Here is a 22,118-nt window from a genome sequence, read left to right as displayed (position 1 = left end):
GGCTTCAGGCGGCCCTTGCTTTCCCCTGCATGCAGCCGCTTATTTGGGGGCGTTTTCCTGTTCCTGCAGCATGCGCCACATGACCTTGCCGCTGCCGCTCTTGGGCAGCGCGGGCACGAACAGCACCGAGCGCGGCGCCTTGTAGACGGCCATGTTGTCGCGGCACCATTGGACGATTTCCTCTTCCGTGGTGTTTTCATGGCCGGCGCGCAGCACGACCACGGCCTTGACGGATTCGCCGCGATAGGCGTCCCTGGTCGAGATCACGCAGGCTTCCTGGATGGCCGGATGGCGGAACATCAGCGCCTCGACTTCGGCAGGCCAGACCTTGAAGCCGCTGGCGTTGATCATGCGCTTCAGGCGGTCCGTGATGAAGAAGTAGCCGTCCTCGTCCACGCGGCCCAGGTCGCCGGTGCGGAAGAACCGCTTGCCGCCGATCTCCATGAAGGCCTGGGCCGTGGCATCGGGGCGCTGCCAGTAGCCTTCGAAAATCTCGGGGCCGTGCACCACGATCTCGCCCTGCTCGCCCTGGGGCACCTCCTCGCCGGTGTCGGGGTTGACCACGCGCGCATCGGTGCTCATGAAGGGAATGCCCAGGCATTGCTGCTTGGGGCGGTCCGGCGGGTTGCTGTGCGTGGGCGCCGCCGTTTCGGTCAGGCCGTAGCCTTCGCAAAAGCGCAAGCCGTACTGCTCCAGCAGGCGTTGGGCCACGGCCTGGGGCATGGCCGCGCCGCCGCCGCCGATGTACTTGAGGCTGGACAGGTCGAAGGAGGCGAAATTGGGACTGCCCAGCAGGTCGATGACCATGGTGGGGATATTGGTCCAGCTGGTGACCTGGTAGTGGGAGATCAGGCGGCCGGCCAGCTCGCGGTCCCAGCGCGGCATGACGACGATGGTGGCGCCCATGTAGATGGCCGCATGCAGCACCGAGACCATGCCGGTGATGTGGAACATCGGCACCACGGCCAGCACCACGCTTTCGCTGGTGCCCGTGCCCCAGTAGCTGCCGGCCACGGCATTGTGGTTGATGCTGCGGTGCAGGTGGATGCAGCCCTTGGGCTGGCCCGTGGTGCCGCTGGTATAAGGCAGCACGGCCATGTCGTCGCGGCCCGCCGTGTGCGCGGGCGGCGCGTCGGTGCAGGCCAGCGCCTCGGTCCACGCATGGACGGTGCCGCCCTGCAGCTGCGCGGGCTCGCGCTCGGACAGCAGCCAGTTGCGCCAGCTCTCGGGCGGCGCATCGGGGCCTTGCACGCCGGCATCGAAGGCATCGGTGAACTGCGTGACCACCATGTGCTCAAGCCCCTGGCCTACGGGCAGGCCGTTGCTGGCCTTGGCCAGCTCGGGTGCCAGGTCCGCCGTGGTGATGGCCACCTTGGCGCCGGCATCCGTGATGTAGTGCTTGAGTTCCTCGGCCATGTTCATGGGGTTGACGGGAACCACCACGGCATTGGCGCGGAAGATGGCGTAATGCGCGAGCACCAGCTGCTGCGTGTTCTGCATGAGCAAAATGACGCGGTCGCCCTTTTGCACGCCCAGCCTGTGCAGGTAGGCCGCCATGCGCTCGGTGCCGTCGCACAGCTCCTTGTAGCTTGTGGAGCGGCCCATGAACACCAGCGCGGTCTTGTCGGGGTAGCGGCGCGCATTGATGGCCAGGTTTTCCCAGACGCTGGTGGCGGGAACGGTGATCGAGTGGGGCAGACGGGTGGGCCAGTAAGCGTAGTGGGCAGGTGTTGTGGCGGACATGGCGGGTGCAGGATAAGTAAAAAACACGACAAATCGCGGATCAGCCATCAAGGCTAGGCCCTGCGCCTGCAGGAGGCATCCGGGATGCCCCCAACACCTGGTCGCCAAGGTGACGTTCGGCCTGCAGTCTCTTTGGGGCCGCAGGCCTTTTCCAGCATGCGCTGAACGCTATGATTTTCACAGCATCCCCACGCTGTGGCCGCTGCGCTTACCATGGCGGCATGCCCCACGAATCACGCCTGCAGATCTCCCTGCGCACGCTGCTTGCCAGCCGGCGCACGGCCGCCCTGGCCGTACAGCCGCTGGCCGCGCCGGTGCAAGCCGCCGCCCTGCCCGCCCCCTGGCTGTCCATGGTGCCCTGGGCGTGGTGCGCGCAGTTTTCCTGCTTTGTCATCCATGTGAGCGGCCTGGCCGCCCACACCCGGGCCATGGAGCAGCACCCCGCGGTCAGCCTGCTGGTGACGGCGGCCGAAGAGCCCGGCCAGGGCGTGCATGCGCTGGAGCGCGCCAGCATCCAGGGCGTGGCATCCACCCCGCCGCAAGACAGCGTGCTCTGGCAAGGCATGCGCACCGCCTACCTGCAGCGCTTTCCCGAGGCCGAGCCCATGACCCTGCTCGGAGACTTCCGCTTCATCTGCATCACTCCCACGCTGGCACGCCATGTGGCCGGCTTCGGCGCGGCGCGCGATGTTTCGGCGCACGAGCTGATCGAGGCGCTGGCTACGCCGCCAGCCATGCTCCCGCCAGCATGAGGCCCAGGCCCGTGCTGACGCATGCGCCGTAGCGCACCCCTCCCGAGGCAAATGCCAGCACCGACTTGGCCGCGACCGTGGCCGCCAATGTCGCCAGCACACCCCAGCGGGCCATCGCCAGCGGCAGGCTGCCCGAAGCATGGAGCTGCGCCAGTCCGGCAGCGGCAGCATGTGCCTCCGCCAGGGCCACCACGGCGCTGCCGACCAGCACACCGGCATTGCCGAACAGGTGCTGCAGCCACGCAGCGAGCAGCAGCACCAGCGCCATGATGGCGGCGATGGCCAGGGCCTGGGAAAGCCGGAAGGCACGGGCAGAATCCGTCTGCGCTTGTGCGGCCTCCTTTGCTGCCGTCTCCTTCGGGCCCGGCTGCAGCCAGCCTTGGCGCAGGCCCGCCACCGCCGCCAGCAGCAGGCCTGCCGCGGCGGCAGCCAGCGGCCAGGCCATGGACCGCAGCAAGGGCATGGAAGCAGCGGCCAATAGGGCTGCCAGGAGGCCCAGGGATGCCAGTTGGGCCAGCATGGCCGCAGCCACGGTGGCCGAAAGCTGTGCGGGCTGCCCCCGGGCCCGCTGGCCCAGGCTGGCGACGGCGGCCGTCGACGACACCAGGCCCGAGAAAAACCCCGTGACCAGCAAACCCCAGCGAGGCCCCAGCGCCCGCGTCAGCACCTGCCCCAGCATGCCTACGGCCATGACCAGGACCACCACCCGCCACAAGGTGGCCGGTTGCAGCACGTTCCAGGGATCGATGGGACGAGCCGGCAACAATGGCATCACCACCAGCGCGGCTGCGGCCAGCAGCAGGCCGTCGTGCAGCTCCTGTTCGCGCAGCAGCACGCGGCTCCAGCGGGTCAGGCGCTCCTTGGCATGGACCAGGATGGCGCACAGCACGCCCAGGCCGGCCGCAAGCACGGGACTCTGGTGCGAGAGCGCGCCCAGGGTGAGCGAGAGCAATAGCGTCACTTCGCCCGTCAACCCCGGATCCCGCCGCGAGGAACGCCAATAGGCGACGACGGCCAGGCCGCCCAGGACCAGGAGCGTCGCGGCAAAGGGCCACATGCCCAGGCTCCAGGCCGCGCATCCCAGCAGCGCCGTCAGCGCATGGGTGCGGATGCCGGCCATGGAGCGGCGTGCCGATTCGCGGCGTTCGCTCACCACGCCGATCAGCAGGCCCAGCGCCAGAGAGGCGATCCAGTGGTCCAGCGCTTCCCACGGCAGTTCCATGGCCCGCTCCTAGATGGGGTGCATCGCGCCCTCTTGCGGCACCGTCACCTCGCAGGCATTCCAGCCAGGCTCCAGCCGCAGGGCTGCCGCCAAGGCCTGGGAGGCCACCGCTTCGCCGTGCACCACGAAGGCCTGGCGCGGCGGCTGATGCATGGCCCGCGCCCAGTCCAGCAGCGCCTTCTGGTCGGCATGGGCCGAGAAGCCGCCCAAGGTATGCACGGAGGCGCGCACTTCGATATCGTCGCCCAGCAGGCGTACAAGCCGGTCTCCGTCCACCAGGCGGCGGCCCAGCGTGCCCTCGGCCTGGAAGCCCGCGATGATGACCGCGCATTCGCGCCGGCCCAGATTGTTGTGCAGGTGATGCAGGACGCGGCCCGCATCGCACATCCCGCTGGCCGAAATGATGACTGCGCCGGACTGCACGCGGTTGAGGCGGATGGAGTCCTGCACATCGCTGATGAAATGCACGCGCAGCAGCTGTGACGAGTGCCGGGCCCGCGCCAGCAGTTCGCGCGCCTCCTGGTCGAACAGCTCGAAATGCCGGGCGGTGATTTCCGTGGCGGCCACGGCCATGGGAGAGTCGACGAAAATGTCCAGCGGAGCCAGCCGGCCGCAGGCAGCCTGCTGGAGGAAGTGGTACAGGATCTCCTGGGTGCGCCCCACGGAAAAGGCGGGAATCACCACATTGCCCCGGGCAACGGTCCGGTTGACCACATCGACCAGTTCATCCAGCGTGGCCGGCATGTCCTTGTGCAGCCGGTCTCCGTAGGTGGACTCGATCAACAGCACGTCTGCCGCGTCTATGGGTGTCGGATCCCGCAGGATGGGACGCCCGGGCTGTCCCAGGTCACCGCTGGCCACCATCTTGCGTGTACCGCCCTGTCCGTCAGCCAGCCAGATTTCCGCAATGGCCGAGCCCAGGATATGCCCGGCATCGCGAAAGCGCACCCGTACACCTTCGGCCGGAGAAAACTCCTCGTCATAGGCCACGCCGCGCATCTGCTGCAGGCAGCGCTCCACGTCGCGCTGCGTATAAAGCGGCGGCAGCACCGGAGCATGGCTTCGGCGGCCTTTCCCGCGCTCCCTGGATTTGGCATCGCGCTTTTGTGCGCGGTCGAACTCCACTTCCTGGATGTGCGCGCTGTCCTTGAGCAGCACATCCGCCAGATCCACCGTGGCGGGCGTGGCATACACCGGTCCGGCGAAACCATGCTCGGCCAGGCGCGGAAGCAGGCCGCAATGGTCGATGTGGGCATGCGTCAGCAGTACGAAGTCGATGCGCCGCGGGTCGAACGGGAACGGCCGGTAGTTGCGCTCGCGCGCCTCGCGGCTGCCCTGCACCATGCCGCAGTCGATCAGAAAGCGGCAGCCCTGTGCCTGTACCAGGAAACAGGAGCCGGTGACCTGCCGGGCCGCGCCATGGAATGTGATGTGCATGCAGCCATGCTATAGCCGGTCACCGCAGGAAGCTGCAGAAAAACGTGCGGGACTTGACGCGCGTCAATGCTGCAGCTGCTGCCAGACCTTGTCCAGCCGCTTGGCGCTGACCGGGTACGGCGTGCGCAGCTCCTGAGCGAAGAAGCTCACGCGCAGTTCCTCCAGCATCCAGCGGTATTCCTGCATGCGCGCGTCCACCTGGCCCTTGCGCTCGGCCACCAGGCGCCAGTAGCGCTGCTCCAGCGGCTGCAGTTCCTTGAGCTTGGCCGCGTCGCGCGCGGGGTCGGCGCGGTACTTGTCCAGCCGCGTGGTGATGGCCTTCAGATAACGTGCGTAATGGCCCAGCTGCGCCCACGGCGCCACGGCGACGAAGTTCCGGGGCATGAGCTTTTGCAGCTGCTCGCCCGCGTCCCGGGTCGCTTCGGGCGCGTTCTTGGTGTCCTTGATCTTGCGCGCGGCGGCCGCGTACTCGGTCAGGATGGTCGCGGCCATGCGCGCCACCTCGTTGGCGATCAGCGTCAGGCGCCCGCGCCCGTCCTGCACGCGCTGCTTGAAGTCGGCCTCGTTGGCCGGCAGCGGCTCCTGCAGGAAGGCCCGGTCGATGGCCACGTCGATGATCTGGCTGCGCAGCTCCTCCTGCGTGCCCAGCGGCATATAGGCCACGGCCATTTTCTGCAGGTCGGGAATGTTCTTTTCCAGGTACTTGAGCGCATCGCGGATCTGCAGCGCGAACAGCCGGCGCAGGCCCACGCGGTGCCGGGCGGCGGCCACCTCGGGCTCGTCGAAGACCTCGATGCCCACCGCATCGCCGTGGTCGATCAGCGCCGGAAAGCCGATCAGCGTCTGGCTGCCCTTCCTGATCTCCATGAGCTCGGGCAACTCGCCAAAGCTCCATTCCTTGTAGCGCGCATCGGCAGGCTGAGCCTTGGGCGCGGAAGCGGCCGCTTCCTTTTCAGGAGCAGGCTTCGCTTTCCTGTTGGCAATCTCAGGTACTTCTTTTCCTGAATCTTTTGCAGGAGCCGCGCCGTCAGCTATCTTTAATGAAGCAAGCGCCTGGAAAGCGCCGCGCGCCCTGGCGCCCAGCTCGGCCTTGAGCGCACCGAGGTTGCGGCCCTGGCCGAGCTGGCGGCCGTGCTCGTCGGTGATGCGGAAGTTCATGAACAGGTGCGGGCTGAGCATGTCCAGCTTGAAGTCGGCGCGCTTGACGTCCAGCGAAGTCTCGTCGCGCACCTGCTTGAGCAGCGCGTCGATCAGGCTGCCCTGGGCCCAGCGCTCGGGCGCAGTGAACAGCTCGGCCAGGCGCGCCGCGCTCTCGGGCAGCGGCACGAAGCGGCTGCGCGGGCGCTGGGGCAGGCTCTTGAGCAGGGCCTGGATCTTGTCCTTGAGCATGCCGGGCACCAGCCATTCGGCGCGCTCCTCCGCGACCTGGTTGAGCACGAACAGCGGCACCGTGACGGTGATGCCGTCGCGCGCATCGCCGGGGCTGTGCAGGTAGGCGGCCGTGCAGTCCACGCCGCCGAGCCGGACGGTCTTGGGGAAGTTGTCCGTTGTGATGCCCGCGGCCTCGTGCCGCATCAGCTCGTCGCGCGACAGGCGCAGCAGGTCAGGATGGTCCTTGCAGGCGGTGCGGAACCATTGGTCGAAGGTGGCGCCGCTGAACACGTCGCGCGGAATCTGCTGGTCGTAGAAGGCGAAGATCAGCTCGTCGTCCACCAGCACGTCCTGGCGGCGGCTCTTGTGCTCCAGTTCCTCCACCTTGCGCACCATCTTGAGGTTGGCGGGCAGGAAATGCCATTTGGTTTCCCACTCGCCTTCGACCAGCGCCTGCCGGATGAAGAGATTGCGCGCCTCGTGCGGGTCCACGCGGCCGTAGCTCACGCGGCGGCCGTTGTAGACCACCAGCCCGTAGAGCGTGGCGCGCTCGTAGGCAATCACGTCGGCCTGCTTCTTGCTCCAGTGCGGATCCAGCAGCTGCTTTCTGAGCAGATGGCCACCCACCTCCTCCAGCCACTGCGGCTCGATGGCGGCGATGCCGCGGCCGTACAGGCGCGAAGTCTCGACCTGCTCGGCCGCGACGATCCAGCGGCCCGGCTTCTTGGACAGGTGCGCGCCCGGGTGCGGATGGAACTTGATGCCGTGCGCGCCCAGGTAGGCTTCGCTTTCCTCGCCCTTGTACCCCACGTTGCCCAGCAGGCCTGCCAGCATGGACAGGTGCACGGCGTCATAGCCCGCGGCCTCGTTGTTGAGCAGCCATTTCTGCTCCTTGACCACGGTCAGCAGCTGCGAATGGATGTCGCGCCACTCGCGCACGCGGCGGATGTTGATGAAGTTCTGGCGCAGCAGCTGCTCCCACTGGCGGTTGCTGATCTTGTGCGTGGCTTCCTCGGCTTCGGCGGGATTGAACAGCGCCAGGCGCTCCTCGGCCGAGCCTTCCACCTGCGCGCCCGTAGCTCCGCTCATGCGCTGGCTCACGGGCAGAAAGGCCGCATTGCGGATCTGCCTGGGCGCCGGCGCGCTCTGCGCCGCCATTTCCTTGCGGCTCCTGGCCACGACCTTGCCGCCACGCGCATCCGACAGCCACTTCCACAGCCGCAGATAGCCGCTGAACTCGCTCTTTTCGTCGTCGAACTTGGCATGCGCCTGGTCGGCCTGCTGCTGGGCCTCCAGCGGGCGGTCGCGCACGTCCTGCACGGACAGGGCCGAGGCAATGATCAGCACCTCGGCCAGCGCGCCGCGCGAGCGCGCCTCGACGATCATGCGCGCCACGCGCGGGTCCAGCGGCAGGCGCGCCAGCTCCTTGCCCATGGACAGCAAATTGCCGCGCTCGTCCACGGCGCCCAGCTCGGCCAGCAGCTGGTAGCCGTCGGCAATCGCGCGGCCCGAAGGCGCTTCGAGGAAGGGAAAGTTCACCACGTCGCCCAGGCCCAGCGACTTCATGCGCAGGATCACGCCGGCCAGCGAGCTGCGCAGGATTTCGGGGTCGGTGAACTTGGGCCGGCTGTTGAAGTCGGCCTCGTCATACAGGCGTATGCAGATGCCGTTGGCCACGCGGCCGCAGCGGCCCGCGCGCTGGTTGGCCGCGGCCTGGCTGATGGGCTCGACCAGCAGCTGCTCCACTTTGCTTCTAAAAGAATAGCGCTTGACGCGTGCCGTGCCTGCGTCGATGACGTATCTGATGCCGGGAACGGTGAGCGAGGTCTCGGCCACGTTGGTGGCCAGCACGATGCGCCGGCCCGTGTGGCCGTCGAAGATGCGATCCTGCTCGGCCTGCGACAGGCGCGAGAACAGCGGCAGCACCTCGGCGCTCCTGAGCACGGGCGAATGCTGCAAATGCTTGCGCAAATGGTCGGCCGCCTCGCGGATCTCGCGCTCGCCCGGCAGGAAGACCAGGATGTCGCCGCCCCTGCCGCCGGCCCACAGCTCGTCCACGCCGTCGGCAATCGCGTCGTTGAGGTCGAAGTCCTTTTTTTCCTCGAAGGGCTTGTAGCGCATCTCCACCGGGTAGGTGCGGCCCGAGACCATGATGACCGGCGCCGGCACCAGATCGTCGACCCCACGCTCCCCCATTCCATGGGGGCCGCCGCCCCCCGAGGGGGCTTCGCCGGCCTTGGGGCGGCCCGGCGCCCGGCGAGGCCCTGCAAAGTGCCTGGCAAAGCGTTCGGCATCGATGGTGGCCGAGGTCACGATCACCTTGAGGTCCGGACGCCGGGGCAGGATCTGCTTGATGTAGCCCAGCAGGAAGTCGATGTTGAGGCTGCGCTCGTGCGCCTCGTCGATGATCAGGGTGTCGTAGGCCCTGAGCAGCGGATCGGTCTGGGTCTCGGCCAGCAATATGCCGTCCGTCATCAGCTTGACCGAAGCGCCCTTTTGCAGCGTGTCCTGGAAGCGCACCTTGTAGCCCACGACTTCGCCCAGCGGCGTGTTGAGCTCCTCGGCAATGCGCTTGGCCACGCTGGAGGCCGCAATGCGGCGCGGCTGGGTGTGGCCGATCAGGTGGCCGCGCACCTGGCCGTTCTCGTCGGGCACCGCATTGACCTTGCCGCGGCCCAGCGCCAGGGCGATCTTGGGCAGCTGCGTGGTCTTGCCCGAGCCCGTCTCCCCGCAGACGATGATGACCTGATGGCGGTCCATGGCCTCCATGATCTCGTCGCGGCGGCTGGATACGGGAAGTTGCTCGGGGAAGGTGATCTGCAAAGACATAAGGGCTGGGATTATCCCAGCCCTTGCATGGCTCTGCGCTTAGCGCGTGTTTGGGTCTTAAAGCGACTCAGCGGCGGCCATGCTCCCAGCCGCCGCGGTGCAACATCCAGCGGCCGTCGGAACCATGGGTCCAGCCCGGCTGGCGGTAGCTGAAGCCCGGGCGCGGGCGCTCATAGTGGCCGGGCCGCCAGACATGGCGCCCGCCCGACCAGTCCCAGAAGCCGCCGATCCAGACTGCGCCCGCGAATGGAGCAACCGGAATGGTTTCCACATAGGGCGCCGGCGGCGCCACCTCGGCCGTCACCACGCCCTCGTCGTAGTAGCCGCCGGCACCATATGCGGGCCCGACGGGCGCCACCACGCATCCCGACAGCGCTGCGGCGGCAATCAGCGCAGCCAGCGCCGGCGCTGCTTGCCGGAAAGCCGGTTGAAGCAATGACTCTGTGGACATGGCAGGACTCCTTGATGTGGTGCGTCATGCAGACGCGACAGAACCATTGAAGCACCGCGATGCTTTGCGCAGAGTCGGACTCCGGCCAGACTTTTGTAGCTTTACAAGCGGTTGCTCGCGCGCGATGCCGCCCTCGCCTGCCTTGCGCCCGCCCCCATGCCGGGAGCCCTGGCAGGCACGGCTCCATCCGGGGCCTCGCCGCTGGAGACTGTTGACGATAGTAAGATGCCGCAAGCCCGAAACGGCAAGCTTGGCTATTGCCTGCAACTTTCTTCAGTCCATCACAAATGAATTGTTCACAGTGCGGCAATCCCCTGGCCGCAACCGCCAAATTCTGCAACCGCTGCGGTGCCGCCCGGTCTTCTTCAGCCATGCCGCAGGAGCCGGCCCCGCCCGGCGGTGCCGCGGCCCATGCCGGCGAAAAGACCTGCAGCCATTGCGATGCGCCGTGCAAGCCCCACGCCAGGTTCTGCCCCCGGTGCGGGACGGCGTTCGCCCCCGCGGCCCCTGGCGGGCCGGCAGCCGACATTCCGCCCTCCGCGGCCACAGGTGCAACGGCACCGTCCGTGGCGGCGCCAGGACCTGCCCGCGTGGAGCCCGGCATGGGCATGGACCTGGGCGCCCGGGCACCTTACAGTCCGCCGGCTTTCCCGGCCGAACCCGCCGCCGGCGGCCGCCCCTGGATCAAATGGGCCGTGATCGCCGTGCTGCTGATTGCCGTGGGCGCCGGCGTGCTGCTCGCGCAGAAAATGGGCAGCTTCTCGCACCCGGCCAACATGGCCAGCCCGGCCCCCGGCGGCCCGGCCGGCGCAGCCGCCACCGACAAGGACGGGATTTCGCAGGAGGACAAGGCCCGCGCCGATGCCTTGGTCGGCCCGCAAAACCGCGACACCGCAGCGCCTGCTGTGCCGGATGCCGCGGCACCGGCTTCCGGCGATACGGCGGTGGGTGCGCCTCCCACGACGCAGCTGCCGCCGCCCCAGGCGGAGCCCTCGCCCCGGCCCGACGCGGCGGCAACGGCGGCTGTCGCTGCCCAGCAGCCGGCCGCCGCGCCCCCCAGCCGGCCCGCGGTGCAAAACAAGCCCGGTGCGCGCCCGCAAAACCGTTCCCAGCCCACGCTGGACGACCTGCTCGATTGAGCACAATTCCTCTCACACGTGCCAGGCGGCGGGCTCGCCGCCCTCCTGGCATATCCGACACCAGCGCCGACCAGCGACCTATGCGATACCTCAAACTGACACTGATCTCCTGTGCCGCCGTACTGGCCAGCGGCTGTGCAACCCTGGAAGACGCTTCCAGCTCCTTCAGCTGCATGCTGTCGCGGGCCACCAATTCGGCCAATGCGCAAAGCTGCGGCGGCCCGGCCGCGGGCGACAGCCATGCGCCATCGGATCGCTTCGGCAGGCTGCAGTCCGTCCTGGACCAGGAGGCCCAGCGCGCCCGCGCGGCGCAGGTGCAGGCCGTGAGCGCCATGCAGGGCCTGCCGCCGGGCCAGCGCGCCATCGCCGGCGGCGTGCGCATGGCCGACGTGAGCATCACCGACAGCCAGAGCGGCCAGACCCGCAGAATGCGCGCGCTGGAATCCGTCAGCGTCGACATGCCGCTGGCCGCCAAGGGCCGGCCCGAGTACACGCGCGCCATGGACACGCTCAAGAACCTGGCCAATGAGCTGGCCAACAACCGCGGCGCCTCCAGCATCGTGGTCGACCAGGCCGAGGCCGACGTGCGCGCCAACCGCGTCAACACCTCCACCGGCACCACCCAGACCAGCAGCGGCAAGCCCGTGTCCGTGCTCAAGAACATCGACCGCACGCTGCCCGCAGGCACGGAGCGCTACACCATCCAGGCAGGCGAGATCCGCGGCCAGCTCTAGCCGCAGCCAAGGCGCCTCGGCGGCGCCTCCATTGCATCACCACTTCATTCACTCACGACAGGACGGTACATGAGACCCGATCAATCTCTGGGCGATATCCGCATCACCACCCTGGCGCGCGCAGGCGAAGGCCTGACCCAGTGGCGCCCCATGCTGGTGGGCTTTCTCACCTTGCTGCTGACTTTTCTGGTCTTCCTGGCCGCCCAGGGGCTGGGCAGTGCGATAGGCGGCGTCACCGGCGGCATCGCGCGCCTGGTGCTGAGCCTGGCCGCTGCCGTGGTCATGATGGGCGGCATCTCCGCCGTGGGCGTAATGCTCATGGACAAGGCCAGGGAAATGCCGGTGCGCACCATCGGCGAAGCCTTTGCCTTCGGCCTGGCCTGCATCCCCAAGTTCCTGCTCTTCGCGGTGCTGCTGCTGGCGGCCGTCCTGGCCTTCCTGCTCGTGGCGGCCGTGGTGTACTTCGTCTGCAAGTTGCCCGTGATCGGCGCCATCCTGGCCTTTGTCGCGCACCCGGTCCTGGTGCTGGCGGCCGCAGCGGCGCTGGTGGCCCTGATCTGGGTGATCTATCCGCTGTTCGCTCCTGCCATCTGGAGCGGGCTGGGCTTCAAGGCCGCCCTGGCCAGTATGCTGGGCATTGCCCGGCGCCGGCTGGTGGAAGTGGTCCTGCTCGAGCTGGTGCTGTACTTCATCATCGGCGTGATCTGTGTGCTGCTGTTCGCGGGCCTGCTGCCGGCCAGCTTCTCGCTGACCACCATGGGTGCGGCCATCATCGGCGGCGGCCAGGCCGCGTCCCTGGCCGCAGCGGGATACGGCGCCAGCGCCTTCATGGGCAACACCGCCGTGATGGGCCTGGTTTCGGGCCTGGGCGTGCTGTACTGCGTGGTGGGGGCGCTCATGGCGCAGGTCATGATCATGGGCATGAACCTGGTCTACCTGCAGGCCCAGGAGGGCCTGGATGCCTCCGATGCAGAAGGTGCGCTGGACGATCTCATCGGCAATGTGCGCAAGCATGCCGAGGAAGCCAAGGACCGTGCCATGGCGGCCGCCGAACAGGTCAAGGCCCGCGCCGCCAAGGCACAGGAGTCCCCGGCCCAGCCGGCGCAGGATGCCGAGGCACCGCAGGCCGTCAGCCCGGATCGCCAGGCATCGGCCGGAACGCCCGATACGGCGGCCCAGCTGCAAGCCCAGGCTCTGGCGCAGGAGCAGGCGGCGCAGGAACGCCAGCGTGAAGCCCAGGCACATGCGCAAGCCGAACGCCAGCGCGCCGAAGCCGCAGCCCAGGAAGCCGCACGCCTGAAGGCGCAGGAAGAACTGGCCCGCGAAGCAGCCCGGCAGGAAGCGCAACGCCAGGCCGAGCGGCGCGCGGCCGAACAGGAAGCAGCCCGCCGGCAGGCCGAGAACGAAGCAAAGGCCCGCGCCGAAGCCGAAGCACGGGCCCAGGCAGCCAAGCCGCAGCTGCTGGCCTGCCCGAGCTGTCATGAGGCCGTGGCGCCCGACGACAGGTTCTGCGCCCACTGCGGCCACAAGCTCGTGTAAGCAGCACACCGTACAAGGCTGCGCCAGCCTGGACGCCGCTCCCCCTTTCCGGGTGAGCGGCGTCCTTTTTTGAGGGACCGGATTTTCTGCGCGCCGCCTATGCCCATCACGCCCTTTTTTGCGATTCCCCCCGCTATCATGATTGGTGCACTCATTCCTTCCAGGCGATGCCCGCCGGCTCTCCAGAACCTTGGCCCCCCATGACCATGAACACCTCGCCCCTCCAGCTGCCGACCTATGACGATGTGGCTGCGGCCGCCGAACGCTTGAAGGGCGTGGCCCACCGCACGCCCGTGCTCACCAGCCGCACCATCGATGAAAAACTGGGCGCCCAGCTGTTCTTCAAGTGCGAGAACCTGCAGCGCGTCGGCGCCTTCAAGCTGCGCGGCGCCTACAACGCCCTGGCCCGGTTCAGCCCCGAGCAGCGCAGGCACGGCGCACTGGCCTTTTCATCGGGCAACCACGCGCAGGCCATCGCACTGGCCGCGCAGATCCTGGACATGCCCGCCCTCATCGTCATGCCCGAGGACGCGCCCGCATCCAAGATGGCGGCCACGCGCGGCTATGGCGCCCAGGTCGTGACCTACAACCGCTTCACCGAAGACCGCGAAGCCATTGCAGCCAAGCTCGCCGGCGAGCGCGGCATGACGCTGGTACCGCCCTACAACCACCGCGACGTGATCGCCGGCCAGGGTACGGCGGCCAAGGAGCTGCTGGAGGACGTTCCGGGCCTGGACTATCTGTTCGTCTGCACGGGCGGTGGCGGCCTGCTGTCGGGCTGCCTGCTGTCGGCCCGCGCGCTGGCGCCGCAGTGCAAGGTCTACGGCGTGGAGCCCGAGGCCGGCAACGACGTGCAGCAGTCGCTGCGCGCCGGCCACATCGTCAGGATCGATACCCCCCATACCATCGCCGACGGTGCCCAGACCCAGGCCCCCGGCGACATCACGTTCGCGCTGATACGGCAATATGTGCAGGACATAGTCACAGTTTCCGATGAACAACTGGTGCAGGCCCTGCGCTTTTACGCGGAACGTATGAAAATCGTGGTCGAGCCCACGGGAGCGCTTTCGCTGGCCGGCGCCCTGCACGGCGGCATCAAGCTCTCGGGCGCCCGTGTGGGCATCGTGATCAGCGGCGGCAACGTGGACCTGGAACGGTACGCGCGCTTTCTGGCCGACTGATCCCCTGCCCCGGTCCCGGCGGCATGGCCGCCGCGTAGTGACCTGAACAACGCAAATACATAGAACATGAGCACTTTGCACCTGATCGACCATCCGCTGGTCCAACACAAACTCACGCTGATGCGCCGCAAGGAAGCCAGCACCAACAGCTTCCGCCGCATGCTGGGCGAGCTGTCCACGCTGATGGCCTACGAGATCACGCGCGACATGCCGCTCTCGGACATCGAGATCGAGACCCCGCTGGAAACCATGACCGGCAAGGTCATCGACGGCAAGAAGCTGGTGCTGGTCTCCATCCTGCGCGCAGGCAACGGCTTCCTGGACGGCATGCTCAACGTGGTGCCGGGCGCGCGCATCGGCCATATCGGCCTGTACCGCGACCCCGAGACGCTCAAGCCCGTCGAGTACTATTTCAAGATGCCCGAGAACATGAGCGAGCGCGACGCCATCGTCGTCGATCCCATGCTGGCCACGGGCAACTCGGCCGTCGCCGCCGTGCAGCAGCTCAAGGACAAGTGCAATCCCAAGTCCATCAAGTTCATGTGCCTGCTGGCCGCTCCCGAAGGCGTGAAGACGCTGCAGGCCGCCCACCCCGACGTGGACATCTACACGGCTGCCGTGGACCGCGAGCTCAACGAGCATGGCTACATCCTGCCCGGCCTGGGCGATGCGGGCGACCGCATCTTCGGCACCAAGTAAACCGCCCGCTCCTCGACGCAAAAAAGGCCTGTCGCCGCAAGGTGCCAGGCCTTTTTCATTGACGAGGATTCACTCCCTCGCGCTCACTGCTTCAGTGCGATGTTGTTGAGCTTGTCCAGCCGCTGCGGCCAGGAACCCTCCCTGGCCGACTGCAGCAGAATGCGCGTCCAGGCGATCCAGGCATCCCACTGCACGCGCTTGTCCCAGGCATTGCCCCAGGCGCTGAAGCACTGCAGCGCGCTTTCGGCCGCCAGCGCCGCCTCGGCGTCGCGGCCTGCACCCAGGTAAAGCTGGGCCAGCACCATCTGCGGCTCGCCCACCCAGGGGTTCAGGCGCACGGCCTGCTCCAGCGTGGCGATTGCGGCATCGGCATCCACCAGGGGCTGGTCGAGCTGGACCACGGACCAGTACAGTGCCACGGCAGCCGCTTCCGCCCCCGCATCCAGCGCCTGGCTGCACTGGCCGAATACCGGCGGCAGCGGCAGTCGCTCCCGCAGGCCCGGGTGCTGCAGCGCCAGGCCCAGCCCCGCGATCTGGCCGAGCATGCGGCTGCTGGGGCGCATGGGCCCCGGCCATAGCGACGCTGCCCAGTGCACGCTCTGCTGGCGCGTGCCGTCCACATGGGGGAACCGCGAATAAATGTCCTCCTGCCAGCTGAACCACTGCTCCATGCTGTCGGCCATGCTGACGATGGCGAAGGCTGCCACTTCATGAGGCGTGAGCGTGATGGTCTGGCGCGGCTCGGGGCCGTTCCTGTGCAGCGTCATGCTGCCGTCGGCCGCAAGCTCGCCGGCCAGCAGCTTCTGCACGAACTGCGTGCGGCTCATGGTGCAGAACAGGTAGACCAGATGCTCGGCCGCTTCCCCGATCAGGGCCTGCATGCGGCCGCGCTCGCTGCCCGCATCGAACTTGACCAGGTCGACAAAGGCATTGCCGTACACGCTGTGCAGCAGGCCCAGCAGGCGTATGTCCCTGGGCTGGCGCCACAGGGCCAGCGAGCGGGCCACGCCTGCCAGATGGTGGCGGAAAGTGCCGGCCTTGTGCCAGTCCTGGCCCACGCCGCGCTCCAGCACCACGGGCAGCAGGGGCGCCAGGTCGGCGTCGCGCGCCAGCCATTCCTCGCCGAGCAAGGCCTGCGCGCGCTCGAACAGGTCGGCGTCCAGGCGGTTCCAGGGCATGTTCATGGTCTTACCAGGCAACGGTGTAGGCGCCCTTGAAGGTCTTGTCCACGAAGGCCTTGACTTCCGGCGACTGGTAGGCCTTCACGAAGGCCTGCAGGCCCTTGTCCTTTTCATGGCCGGCACGCGTGACGATGAGCACCGTCACATAGGGCGTGTTCACGTCCTCCAGCGCCAGTGAGTCGCCCTGCGGCGACAGGCCCGCGGCCACTGCATAGCTGCTGTTGACCGCGGCGGCATCCAGATCGTCGAGCGCGCGGGCGAGCTGGGCGGCTTCCAGTTCCACGAAGCGCAGCTTCCTGGGGTTGGCGGTGATGTCCAGCACGGAGGCGCGTGCGCCGGCATCGCCCTTGAGCGTGATCAGCCCCTGCTTGGCCAGCACCATGAGCGCGCGCGACCCGTTGGTGGGATCGTTGGGAATGCCCACGCGCGCGCCGCTCTTGAGCTCGTTCAGGTTCCCGACCTTCTTCGAGTACACGCCCATCTGCTGGTTCACGGCCTTGGCCACGGGCACAAGCTTGTAGCCGCGATCCTTGTTCTGGGCATCGAGGAACGGCTGGTGCTGGTAGATGTTGGCATCGATGTCGCCGGCCACCAGCGCGGCATTGGGCTGGATGAAGTCGCCGAACTCCACGAGCCTGACCTTGAGCCCCTGCCGGGCCGCGACCTGCCGCGCCACCTCGGCAATCTGGGCGTGAGGCCCCGAGGTCACGCCGATGGTCACCTTCAGCTCCTGGGCCTGGGCCAGCAGCGCGGCCGGCAGAAAAGCCGCGGCCGCCAGGGCTTTGACAAGAAAACGCTTGTGCACGATATGCATCCTTCCGGGGAAATTTCAGTCGAATCCGAGCCTCCGTACCGAGGCATTGCACCGGAAGTTAACGCAGAAACCATCTGCCCTTGCCCGAATGCCGCCTGTTTGCGGGCAAATGCCCATCGCGAAAAGGCATGGCGGGCCACGCGGCGCAAACAAAATAGCAGTCAGACAGCGTTCAAACGCTCAACCATCAAGCGCTGGCAGCTATCAAAACAATATCTCCCAAGCGGACATACCTGCAGGCCCGGCCTGCGGCATCCTCCCGTTGCGGTCCGCCCCGCGATCCGGCCCTACTCCCAGTCAGGGCACTCCGTTGCCGGACAATGACCGCATGTTCAAGTTCAACGCCCTCCAAGTCTCGTTCGCTGCATAGCTGCGTCCTTTCGATGGCAATCGGAAGGCGATGACCTTCCGGCACCCCACCCCGGCAGGCATGGTCTTCCGGGGTTTTGTTTTTTGGGTTTCCTCATGTTCACACGCACGTACGACAAGCTGATCGCCACGATTTCCGCCCGCCGGAACGTGGGATGCGTGCGCCCGCGTTCCGGCCGCCTCACTCCCTGCTGAGCCCGCTCCGGTGAATCCATGCCGGGGCGGCTCCCTCCTCCCCGATATGTGGACCCGCGAAGGGTCCGGAAAGAGTCACCATGAACCGCTCCAGCAACAACAGCCTCGGCCGCCCCGGCACGGGCCGCCCCGGCATCCGCAACATCGGCATCATTGCCCATGTGGACGCGGGCAAGACCACGACCAGCGAACGCATCCTCTTCTACACGGGCGAGAGCCACCGCATGGGCGAAGTGCACGACGGCGCCGCCCATATGGACTTCGATCCCGAGGAACGCCGGCGCGGCATCACCATCAACAGCGCCGCCACCACCGTGCACTGGCGCGGCGTGCAGATCAACCTGATCGACACGCCCGGCCACATCGACTTCAACATCGAGGTGGGGCGCGCGCTGCGCGTGCTCGACGGCGCCGTGGTGGTGCTCGACGGCGTGGCCGGCGTGGAGCCGCAGACCGAGACCAACTGGCGCCTGGCGGACCGCCACGAGGTGCCGCGCATTGCCTTCGTCAACAAGCTCGACCGCGTGGGCGCACGCTTCGACCAGGTGGTCGACAGCATGCGCGAGCGCCTGGGCGTGCAGGCCGTTCCCGTGCACCTGCCCATAGGCGCCGAGGCAGGGTTCCGCGGCGTCGTGGACCTGGTGCACATGCGCGCGCTGCTGTGGGAGCGCGACGATGCATCGCAGCCGGTGCAGGAGGCCGCCATCCCCGCCGAACTTCTGGAGCCCGCCCAGGCGGCCCGCGCGCGCCTGCTCGAAGCCGTGGTCGAGCAGGACGACGAGGCCCTGGAGGCCTGGTTGCGCGGCGAGGAGCCTTCGGTGGAATTGCTGCTGCGCTGCATCCGCGCGGGCGTGCGCAAGCGCGCATTCGTACCGGTGCTCGCGGGCTCGGCCTTCCGCAACCGCGGTGTCGAGCCGCTGCTGGACGCCGTGGTCGACTGGCTGCCCGCCCCCGGCGAGCGCGAAGGCACGACCACGGATCTCGCCGGCGAGCCCCTCGCCGCCCTGGCCTTCAAGGTGGTGGCCGACGAGCACGGCAGCATGGTCTTCGTGCGCCTGTATGCGGGCCGGCTGCGGCGCGGGGACAGCCTGCTCAACACCAGCACCGGGCGCATGGAACGTGCAGCCCGCCTCTATGAAGTGCATGCCGACAAGCATGTGGAACGCGACGAACTGGTGGCGGGCGAGATCGCGGGTGTGGTCGGTTTCAAGGACACTCTCACGGGCCACACCCTGAGCGACCCGAAGCACCCGGTGCAGCTGGAATCCATTGCCGTGCCGGAGCCGGTGATCCACCTGGCGCTGGAGCCGCGCACCAAGGCCGACCAGCAGGGCCTGTCCAGGGCGCTGCAGGCCATGCTGCGCGAAGACCCGAGCCTGCGCCTGCGCCAGGACGAAGAGTCCGGCCAGACCATTCTGTCCGGCATGGGCGAGCTGCAGCTGGAGGTTGCCGTGCACAAGCTGCACGAGCGCTTCGGCGTGGATGTGGTGGTGGGCCGCCCGCAGGTGGCCTACCGCGAAACCATTGCAAGGGAGGCGAAGCTGACGCATGTGCACAGGAAGCAGACCGGCGGCCCCGGCCAGTTCGCGCAGCTGACGCTGCGCCTGGAGCCTCTGGAGCGCGGCGCGGGCGTGCAATTTGAAAGCCGCATCGTCGGCGGCGCGATCCCGCGCGAGTTCATTCCCGCGGTGGAGGCCGGCATCCGGCGCATGGCCGAGGCCGGCCCGGCTTCGGGATACCCGGCCGTGGACTTCCGCGCCGTGCTGCTCGACGGAGCGTTCCACGAGCGCGACTCCTCGGCCATGGTCTTCGAGCTGGCCGCAGGCCATGCGCTGCGCGAGGCCTTCGCCAAGGCCGGGCCGCAGCTGCTGGAGCCGGTGATGGCCGTGGAGGTGATCACGCCCACCGAGTACCTGGGCGACGTGATCGGCGACCTGCACCGCCGCCGCGGCCAGGTGCGCGGGCATGAGCTGCGCGGCACGGCCACGGTGGTCGATGCACTGGTGCCACTCAAGGAAATGTTCGGCTACATCGGCACGCTGCGCGCGCTTTCATCGGGCCGCGCGCAGTACACCATGCAGTTCGACGGCTACCAGGTGGCGCCGCAGGCCGTGGCCGAGCTGCTGGCGGCTTGAACGAAAAAGGGTGCGCTCCCGAGGGGCTGCACCCTTTTTTCTTGCCGGGCCGTTCCGGCGCAGCCTAGAACCAGCGTGCCGCCAGCGGCATCAGCAGCGCCGCCAGCAGGACCTGCAGGCTCAGCGCCAGGCCGGCATAGGCTCCGGCATCGGCATTCACCTGCAGCGCCCGCGCGGCGCCAATGCCGTGCGACACCGTACCCAGGCCGAAGCCACGCGCCACCCATTCCACGTCGCTGGTACCGATACGCAGGATCCGGAACAGACTGCGCGCGGACAGTGCGCCTATCAGGCCCGTCAGCACTGCGAACACGGCGGCCAGCGCCGGAACGCCGCCGATCTTCTCCGCCACGCCCATGGCCACGGGCGCCGTGGCGGACTTGGGTGCCAGCGAGCGCAGCACTTCCGGCGGCAGGCCCACGGCCCAGCCCAGGCCCACGGCGACGATGGCGGCCGTGGCGCCTCCGGCCAGCGCCGCCACCAGAAAACGCCCCCAGTTGCGCTGCAGCTCCACGCGCCGCTCCCACAGCGGAAACCCCAGCGCGACAACGGCGGGCCCCAGCAGGAAGTGAATGAACTGGGCGCCGGCAAAATACGTGGGATACGGCACCTGCGTGACCAGCAGCGCCGTGCCCAGCACCACCACGGACCACAGCACCGGATTGGCCCAGGGTGCCTGGCCGGAGCGCACATACAGCGCATGCGCAACCACATAGACGGCCAGGGTGGCGGTGAGCCCGAACAGCGGCGCGGACGAAAGATAGACCCAGAGCTGGACAAAATCAGGCATCGCGGGCCCCCTCCTTCCTGGCTTCGGGCTGCCCGCGCATCAAGCCGCGCACCAGCAGCACCGTGACGGCCATGCCGGCCCAGGTGGACAGCGCGATGACCAGCATCAGCTTGAGCCCGTAGTCGCGCAGCAGATCCAGATGGGTGATCACGCCCACGCCTACCGGCACGAACAGCAGCGACAGATGCGACAGCAGATAGCTGGCCGCCGCATGCACCGGCTCGCGCACGCGATGGAACTGCAGCGAGATCACGAGCAGCAGCATGCCCACGACCGGCCCCGGGAACGGCAGATTGAACAGATGAGCCAGGGCTTCGCCGGTGAGCTGCAGCACCAGGAGCCAAGTCATTCCTTGCAATGCCTGCATGGGATCGGGACCTTTCAGGTTCGGGAAAATGGTTGCGGACGCCATGCGCTGCAAGCCATGCCCTTCGGCTTGCGTGCGCTCCAGGTAAGCCACCCTACCCCGAGTTCACCGGCTTCGGAAGCGCTATTTGCTGGAAGCCGGGTCTTCGGGCGCCAGGATGGAGCGCAGGCGGTTGCGCGCGCCGCCGCGGCCGACCAGGCTTTCATCCAGGCGCGATGCCAGGGCGTCGATATGCGCGATCATCAGCTGCTCCGCCCGCGCGTTGTCGCCCTCGGCCAGCGCATCGACGATGGCTGCGTGATCGTCATTGAAGACCTTGGCCTCGGTCTTCGACTGGTACAGCTCCGAAACCAGGGTCGTGCGCGCCGAGAGGTCGACCATCATGGAGGTCAGGAAGCGGTTGCCCAGGCACTCGGCCAGGCAGATATGGAAATCGGCCAGCAGCCAGCTGCGGGCTGCCGCATCGCCGCTGGCAATGGCCTCGCGCTCGTCCGCAATATGCTTGCGCAGGCGCTTCAGCGTCGCCTGCAGCGGCTTGCCCGCATCGCGCAGCATGCCAGGCTCCACAACGCGCCGCGCCGCATAGGTTTCACGCGCTTCATCGAACGAGGGCTCGGCGACATACCAGCCCACCCGTGGGCGGACCTCCACGAAACCGCGGGTCTGCAAGTGCATCAAGGCCTCTCGCACCAGGGTACGGCTGACCTGGAACAAGTCCGCGATGTCCTGCTCGCCCAGCCGCTCTCCCGGACGGAGCTTGGCGGTCAGAATCGACTCTATGAGGCGCTCGGCGATCTTGGCCTTGGTGATGACTGGAGTACCCATATTCGGTCGATTCTATGCGAGCGAGGTGCGGCCCCATCAACTGGACCGGGGCGCCGATGGATTTCTCCGCGCCGGCAACAGTGATAGCACGCAATGCCGGCAGTTGCTGAAGATCGGGAGCAGGCGCCCTTTTCGCCTGCGCACTGCCGGGCCCGGGTGCCCGAACCTGCGCGCCTTGCACATGCGCTAGGGAGAATACCTAGATTTTGTCCACATGACTTGTATACAAATTTTGAGAACAAGAATTATGATGAGGCGATGGAAGCTTCCACCACCAGTTTCATCGTCGAAAGCCTGACCAAGGCCATTGTCGAACACCGCCTCATGCCCGGCACCAAGCTGGCC

At 67.8% G+C, this 22,118-nt stretch carries 17 protein-coding genes and 2 pseudogenes; 9 read left to right on the top strand and 10 right to left on the bottom strand.

All coding sequences use genetic code 11. The features are described 5' to 3' along the window. Nucleotides 1–39: 39 nt before the first annotated feature. Nucleotides 40–1,743 (bottom strand): long-chain fatty acid--CoA ligase, encoded by a 1,704-nt coding sequence (locus V8Z74_RS18845; RefSeq protein ID WP_349710630.1) that lies wholly within the window; start codon nt 1,741–1,743, stop codon nt 40–42. Nucleotides 1,744–1,964: 221 nt separating this feature from the next. Between V8Z74_RS18845 and V8Z74_RS18840 the strand changes: the two genes are divergently transcribed. Further along, a complete protein-coding gene (locus V8Z74_RS18840) occupies nt 1,965–2,495 on the top strand; it encodes a pyridoxamine 5'-phosphate oxidase (protein WP_349710629.1) in 531 nt (176 codons plus the stop codon). Here V8Z74_RS18840 and V8Z74_RS18835 read toward each other — a convergent pair. The 4 genes from V8Z74_RS18835 to V8Z74_RS18820 all read right to left on the bottom strand — a co-directional run bounded on the left by V8Z74_RS18835 (nt 2,464) and on the right by V8Z74_RS18820 (nt 9,805). Then, nucleotides 2,464–3,717 (bottom strand): MgtC/SapB family protein, encoded by a 1,254-nt coding sequence (locus V8Z74_RS18835; RefSeq protein ID WP_349710628.1) that lies wholly within the window; start codon nt 3,715–3,717, stop codon nt 2,464–2,466. The genes V8Z74_RS18840 and V8Z74_RS18835 overlap by 32 nt on opposite strands. Nucleotides 3,718–3,726: 9 nt before the next feature. Continuing rightward, a complete protein-coding gene (locus V8Z74_RS18830) occupies nt 3,727–5,154 on the bottom strand; it encodes an MBL fold metallo-hydrolase RNA specificity domain-containing protein (RefSeq protein ID WP_349710627.1) in 1,428 nt (475 codons plus the stop codon). Between the two features lie 63 nt (nt 5,155–5,217). After that, nucleotides 5,218–9,354, bottom strand: a complete 4,137-nt coding sequence (hrpA, locus tag V8Z74_RS18825; protein WP_349710626.1) for an ATP-dependent RNA helicase HrpA — start codon at nt 9,352–9,354, stop codon at nt 5,218–5,220. Between the two features lie 67 nt (nt 9,355–9,421). Continuing rightward, a complete protein-coding gene (locus V8Z74_RS18820; protein ID WP_066483313.1) occupies nt 9,422–9,805 on the bottom strand; it encodes a YXWGXW repeat-containing protein in 384 nt (127 codons plus the stop codon). A 287-nt stretch (nt 9,806–10,092) separates the two neighbouring features. On the opposite strand from V8Z74_RS18820, the pseudogene V8Z74_RS26295 reads away from it, so the two are divergent. The 6 genes and pseudogenes from V8Z74_RS26295 to upp all read left to right on the top strand — a co-directional run. Beyond that, nucleotides 10,093–10,278: pseudogene (locus tag V8Z74_RS26295) on the top strand (double zinc ribbon domain-containing protein); the annotation flags it as partial. A 93-nt stretch (nt 10,279–10,371) separates the two neighbouring features. Then, nucleotides 10,372–10,944 (top strand): hypothetical protein, encoded by a 573-nt coding sequence (locus V8Z74_RS18815; RefSeq protein WP_349710625.1) that lies wholly within the window; start codon nt 10,372–10,374, stop codon nt 10,942–10,944. A gap of 80 nt (nt 10,945–11,024) precedes the next feature. Beyond that, on the top strand, nt 11,025–11,678 hold the full coding sequence (locus tag V8Z74_RS18810; protein WP_349710624.1) for a hypothetical protein: 654 nt from the start codon (nt 11,025–11,027) through the stop codon (nt 11,676–11,678). Between the two features lie 69 nt (nt 11,679–11,747). Next, a complete protein-coding gene (locus V8Z74_RS18805) occupies nt 11,748–13,217 on the top strand; it encodes a zinc ribbon domain-containing protein (RefSeq protein WP_349710623.1) in 1,470 nt (489 codons plus the stop codon). Nucleotides 13,218–13,417: 200 nt separating this feature from the next. Beyond that, nucleotides 13,418–14,398 carry a threo-3-hydroxy-L-aspartate ammonia-lyase gene (locus V8Z74_RS18800; RefSeq protein WP_349710622.1) on the top strand — a complete coding sequence of 327 codons (981 nt, stop codon included), beginning with the start codon at nt 13,418–13,420 and terminating at the stop codon, nt 14,396–14,398. A 66-nt stretch (nt 14,399–14,464) separates the two neighbouring features. Then, a complete protein-coding gene (gene upp, locus V8Z74_RS18795; RefSeq protein ID WP_066483292.1) occupies nt 14,465–15,097 on the top strand; it encodes a uracil phosphoribosyltransferase in 633 nt (210 codons plus the stop codon). A gap of 83 nt (nt 15,098–15,180) precedes the next feature. Here upp and V8Z74_RS18790 read toward each other — a convergent pair whose 3' ends face one another. Both V8Z74_RS18790 and V8Z74_RS18785 read right to left on the bottom strand, forming a co-directional pair. After that, nucleotides 15,181–16,281 (bottom strand): DUF6817 domain-containing protein, encoded by a 1,101-nt coding sequence (locus V8Z74_RS18790; protein ID WP_349710621.1) that lies wholly within the window; start codon nt 16,279–16,281, stop codon nt 15,181–15,183. A gap of 4 nt (nt 16,282–16,285) precedes the next feature. Beyond that, on the bottom strand, nt 16,286–17,092 hold the full coding sequence (locus V8Z74_RS18785) for a MetQ/NlpA family ABC transporter substrate-binding protein (RefSeq protein WP_066483283.1): 807 nt from the start codon (nt 17,090–17,092) through the stop codon (nt 16,286–16,288). A gap of 644 nt (nt 17,093–17,736) precedes the next feature. Between V8Z74_RS18785 and fusA the strand changes: the two genes are divergently transcribed. After that, nucleotides 17,737–19,791: an elongation factor G gene (gene fusA / locus V8Z74_RS18780; RefSeq protein ID WP_349710620.1), complete on the top strand. Its 2,055-nt coding sequence runs from the start codon at nt 17,737–17,739 to the stop codon at nt 19,789–19,791. A 64-nt stretch (nt 19,792–19,855) separates the two neighbouring features. On the opposite strand, the gene V8Z74_RS18775 is transcribed toward fusA, so the two are convergent. From V8Z74_RS18775 to V8Z74_RS18765, 3 genes are all read right to left on the bottom strand, one after another. Then, nucleotides 19,856–20,581 (bottom strand): LrgB family protein, encoded by a 726-nt coding sequence (locus V8Z74_RS18775; protein WP_349710618.1) that lies wholly within the window; start codon nt 20,579–20,581, stop codon nt 19,856–19,858. Continuing rightward, entirely contained in the window at nt 20,574–20,948 is a 375-nt protein-coding gene (locus V8Z74_RS18770; RefSeq protein WP_066483276.1) for a CidA/LrgA family protein, read from the bottom strand. The genes V8Z74_RS18775 and V8Z74_RS18770 overlap by 8 nt, the downstream gene beginning before the upstream one ends. Nucleotides 20,949–21,071: 123 nt before the next feature. Beyond that, nucleotides 21,072–21,773 (bottom strand): GntR family transcriptional regulator, encoded by a 702-nt coding sequence (locus V8Z74_RS18765; protein WP_349710617.1) that lies wholly within the window; start codon nt 21,771–21,773, stop codon nt 21,072–21,074. Nucleotides 21,774–21,992: 219 nt separating this feature from the next. Here V8Z74_RS18765 and V8Z74_RS18760 point away from each other — a divergent pair. After that, nucleotides 21,993–22,118, top strand: a pseudogene (locus V8Z74_RS18760) (GntR family transcriptional regulator); the annotation flags it as partial.

This window comes from Comamonas sp. w2-DMI, from assembly GCF_040187735.1.
Taxonomy (GTDB): Bacteria; Pseudomonadota; Gammaproteobacteria; order Burkholderiales; family Burkholderiaceae_C; genus Comamonas; species Comamonas terrae.
Note: the sequence above shows the minus strand (reverse complement) of the source record. Positions and strands in the feature narration are given on the sequence as shown.

Bases quoted from the DNA above. Each gene is read 5' to 3' on its own strand.
- V8Z74_RS18765 (WP_349710617.1), bottom strand. From the start codon at position 21,773: ATGGGTACTCCAGTCATCACCAAGGCCAAGATCGCCGAGCGCCTCATA.
- V8Z74_RS18810 (WP_349710624.1), top strand. From the start codon at position 11,025: ATGCGATACCTCAAACTGACACTGATCTCCTGTGCCGCCGTACTGGCC.
- V8Z74_RS18800 (WP_349710622.1), top strand. From the start codon at position 13,418: ATGACCATGAACACCTCGCCCCTCCAGCTGCCGACCTATGACGATGTG.
- V8Z74_RS18845 (WP_349710630.1), bottom strand. From the start codon at position 1,743: ATGTCCGCCACAACACCTGCCCACTACGCTTACTGGCCCACCCGTCTG.
- V8Z74_RS18805 (WP_349710623.1), top strand. From the start codon at position 11,748: ATGAGACCCGATCAATCTCTGGGCGATATCCGCATCACCACCCTGGCG.
- V8Z74_RS18840 (WP_349710629.1), top strand. From the start codon at position 1,965: ATGCCCCACGAATCACGCCTGCAGATCTCCCTGCGCACGCTGCTTGCC.
- V8Z74_RS18770 (WP_066483276.1), bottom strand. From the start codon at position 20,948: ATGCAGGCATTGCAAGGAATGACTTGGCTCCTGGTGCTGCAGCTCACC.
- V8Z74_RS18785 (WP_066483283.1), bottom strand. From the start codon at position 17,092: ATGCATATCGTGCACAAGCGTTTTCTTGTCAAAGCCCTGGCGGCCGCG.
- V8Z74_RS18830 (WP_349710627.1), bottom strand. From the start codon at position 5,154: ATGCACATCACATTCCATGGCGCGGCCCGGCAGGTCACCGGCTCCTGT.
- fusA (WP_349710620.1), top strand. From the start codon at position 17,737: ATGAACCGCTCCAGCAACAACAGCCTCGGCCGCCCCGGCACGGGCCGC.
- hrpA (WP_349710626.1), bottom strand. From the start codon at position 9,354: ATGTCTTTGCAGATCACCTTCCCCGAGCAACTTCCCGTATCCAGCCGC.
- upp (WP_066483292.1), top strand. From the start codon at position 14,465: ATGAGCACTTTGCACCTGATCGACCATCCGCTGGTCCAACACAAACTC.
- V8Z74_RS18835 (WP_349710628.1), bottom strand. From the start codon at position 3,717: ATGGAACTGCCGTGGGAAGCGCTGGACCACTGGATCGCCTCTCTGGCG.
- V8Z74_RS18775 (WP_349710618.1), bottom strand. From the start codon at position 20,581: ATGCCTGATTTTGTCCAGCTCTGGGTCTATCTTTCGTCCGCGCCGCTG.
- V8Z74_RS18820 (WP_066483313.1), bottom strand. From the start codon at position 9,805: ATGTCCACAGAGTCATTGCTTCAACCGGCTTTCCGGCAAGCAGCGCCG.
- V8Z74_RS18790 (WP_349710621.1), bottom strand. From the start codon at position 16,281: ATGAACATGCCCTGGAACCGCCTGGACGCCGACCTGTTCGAGCGCGCG.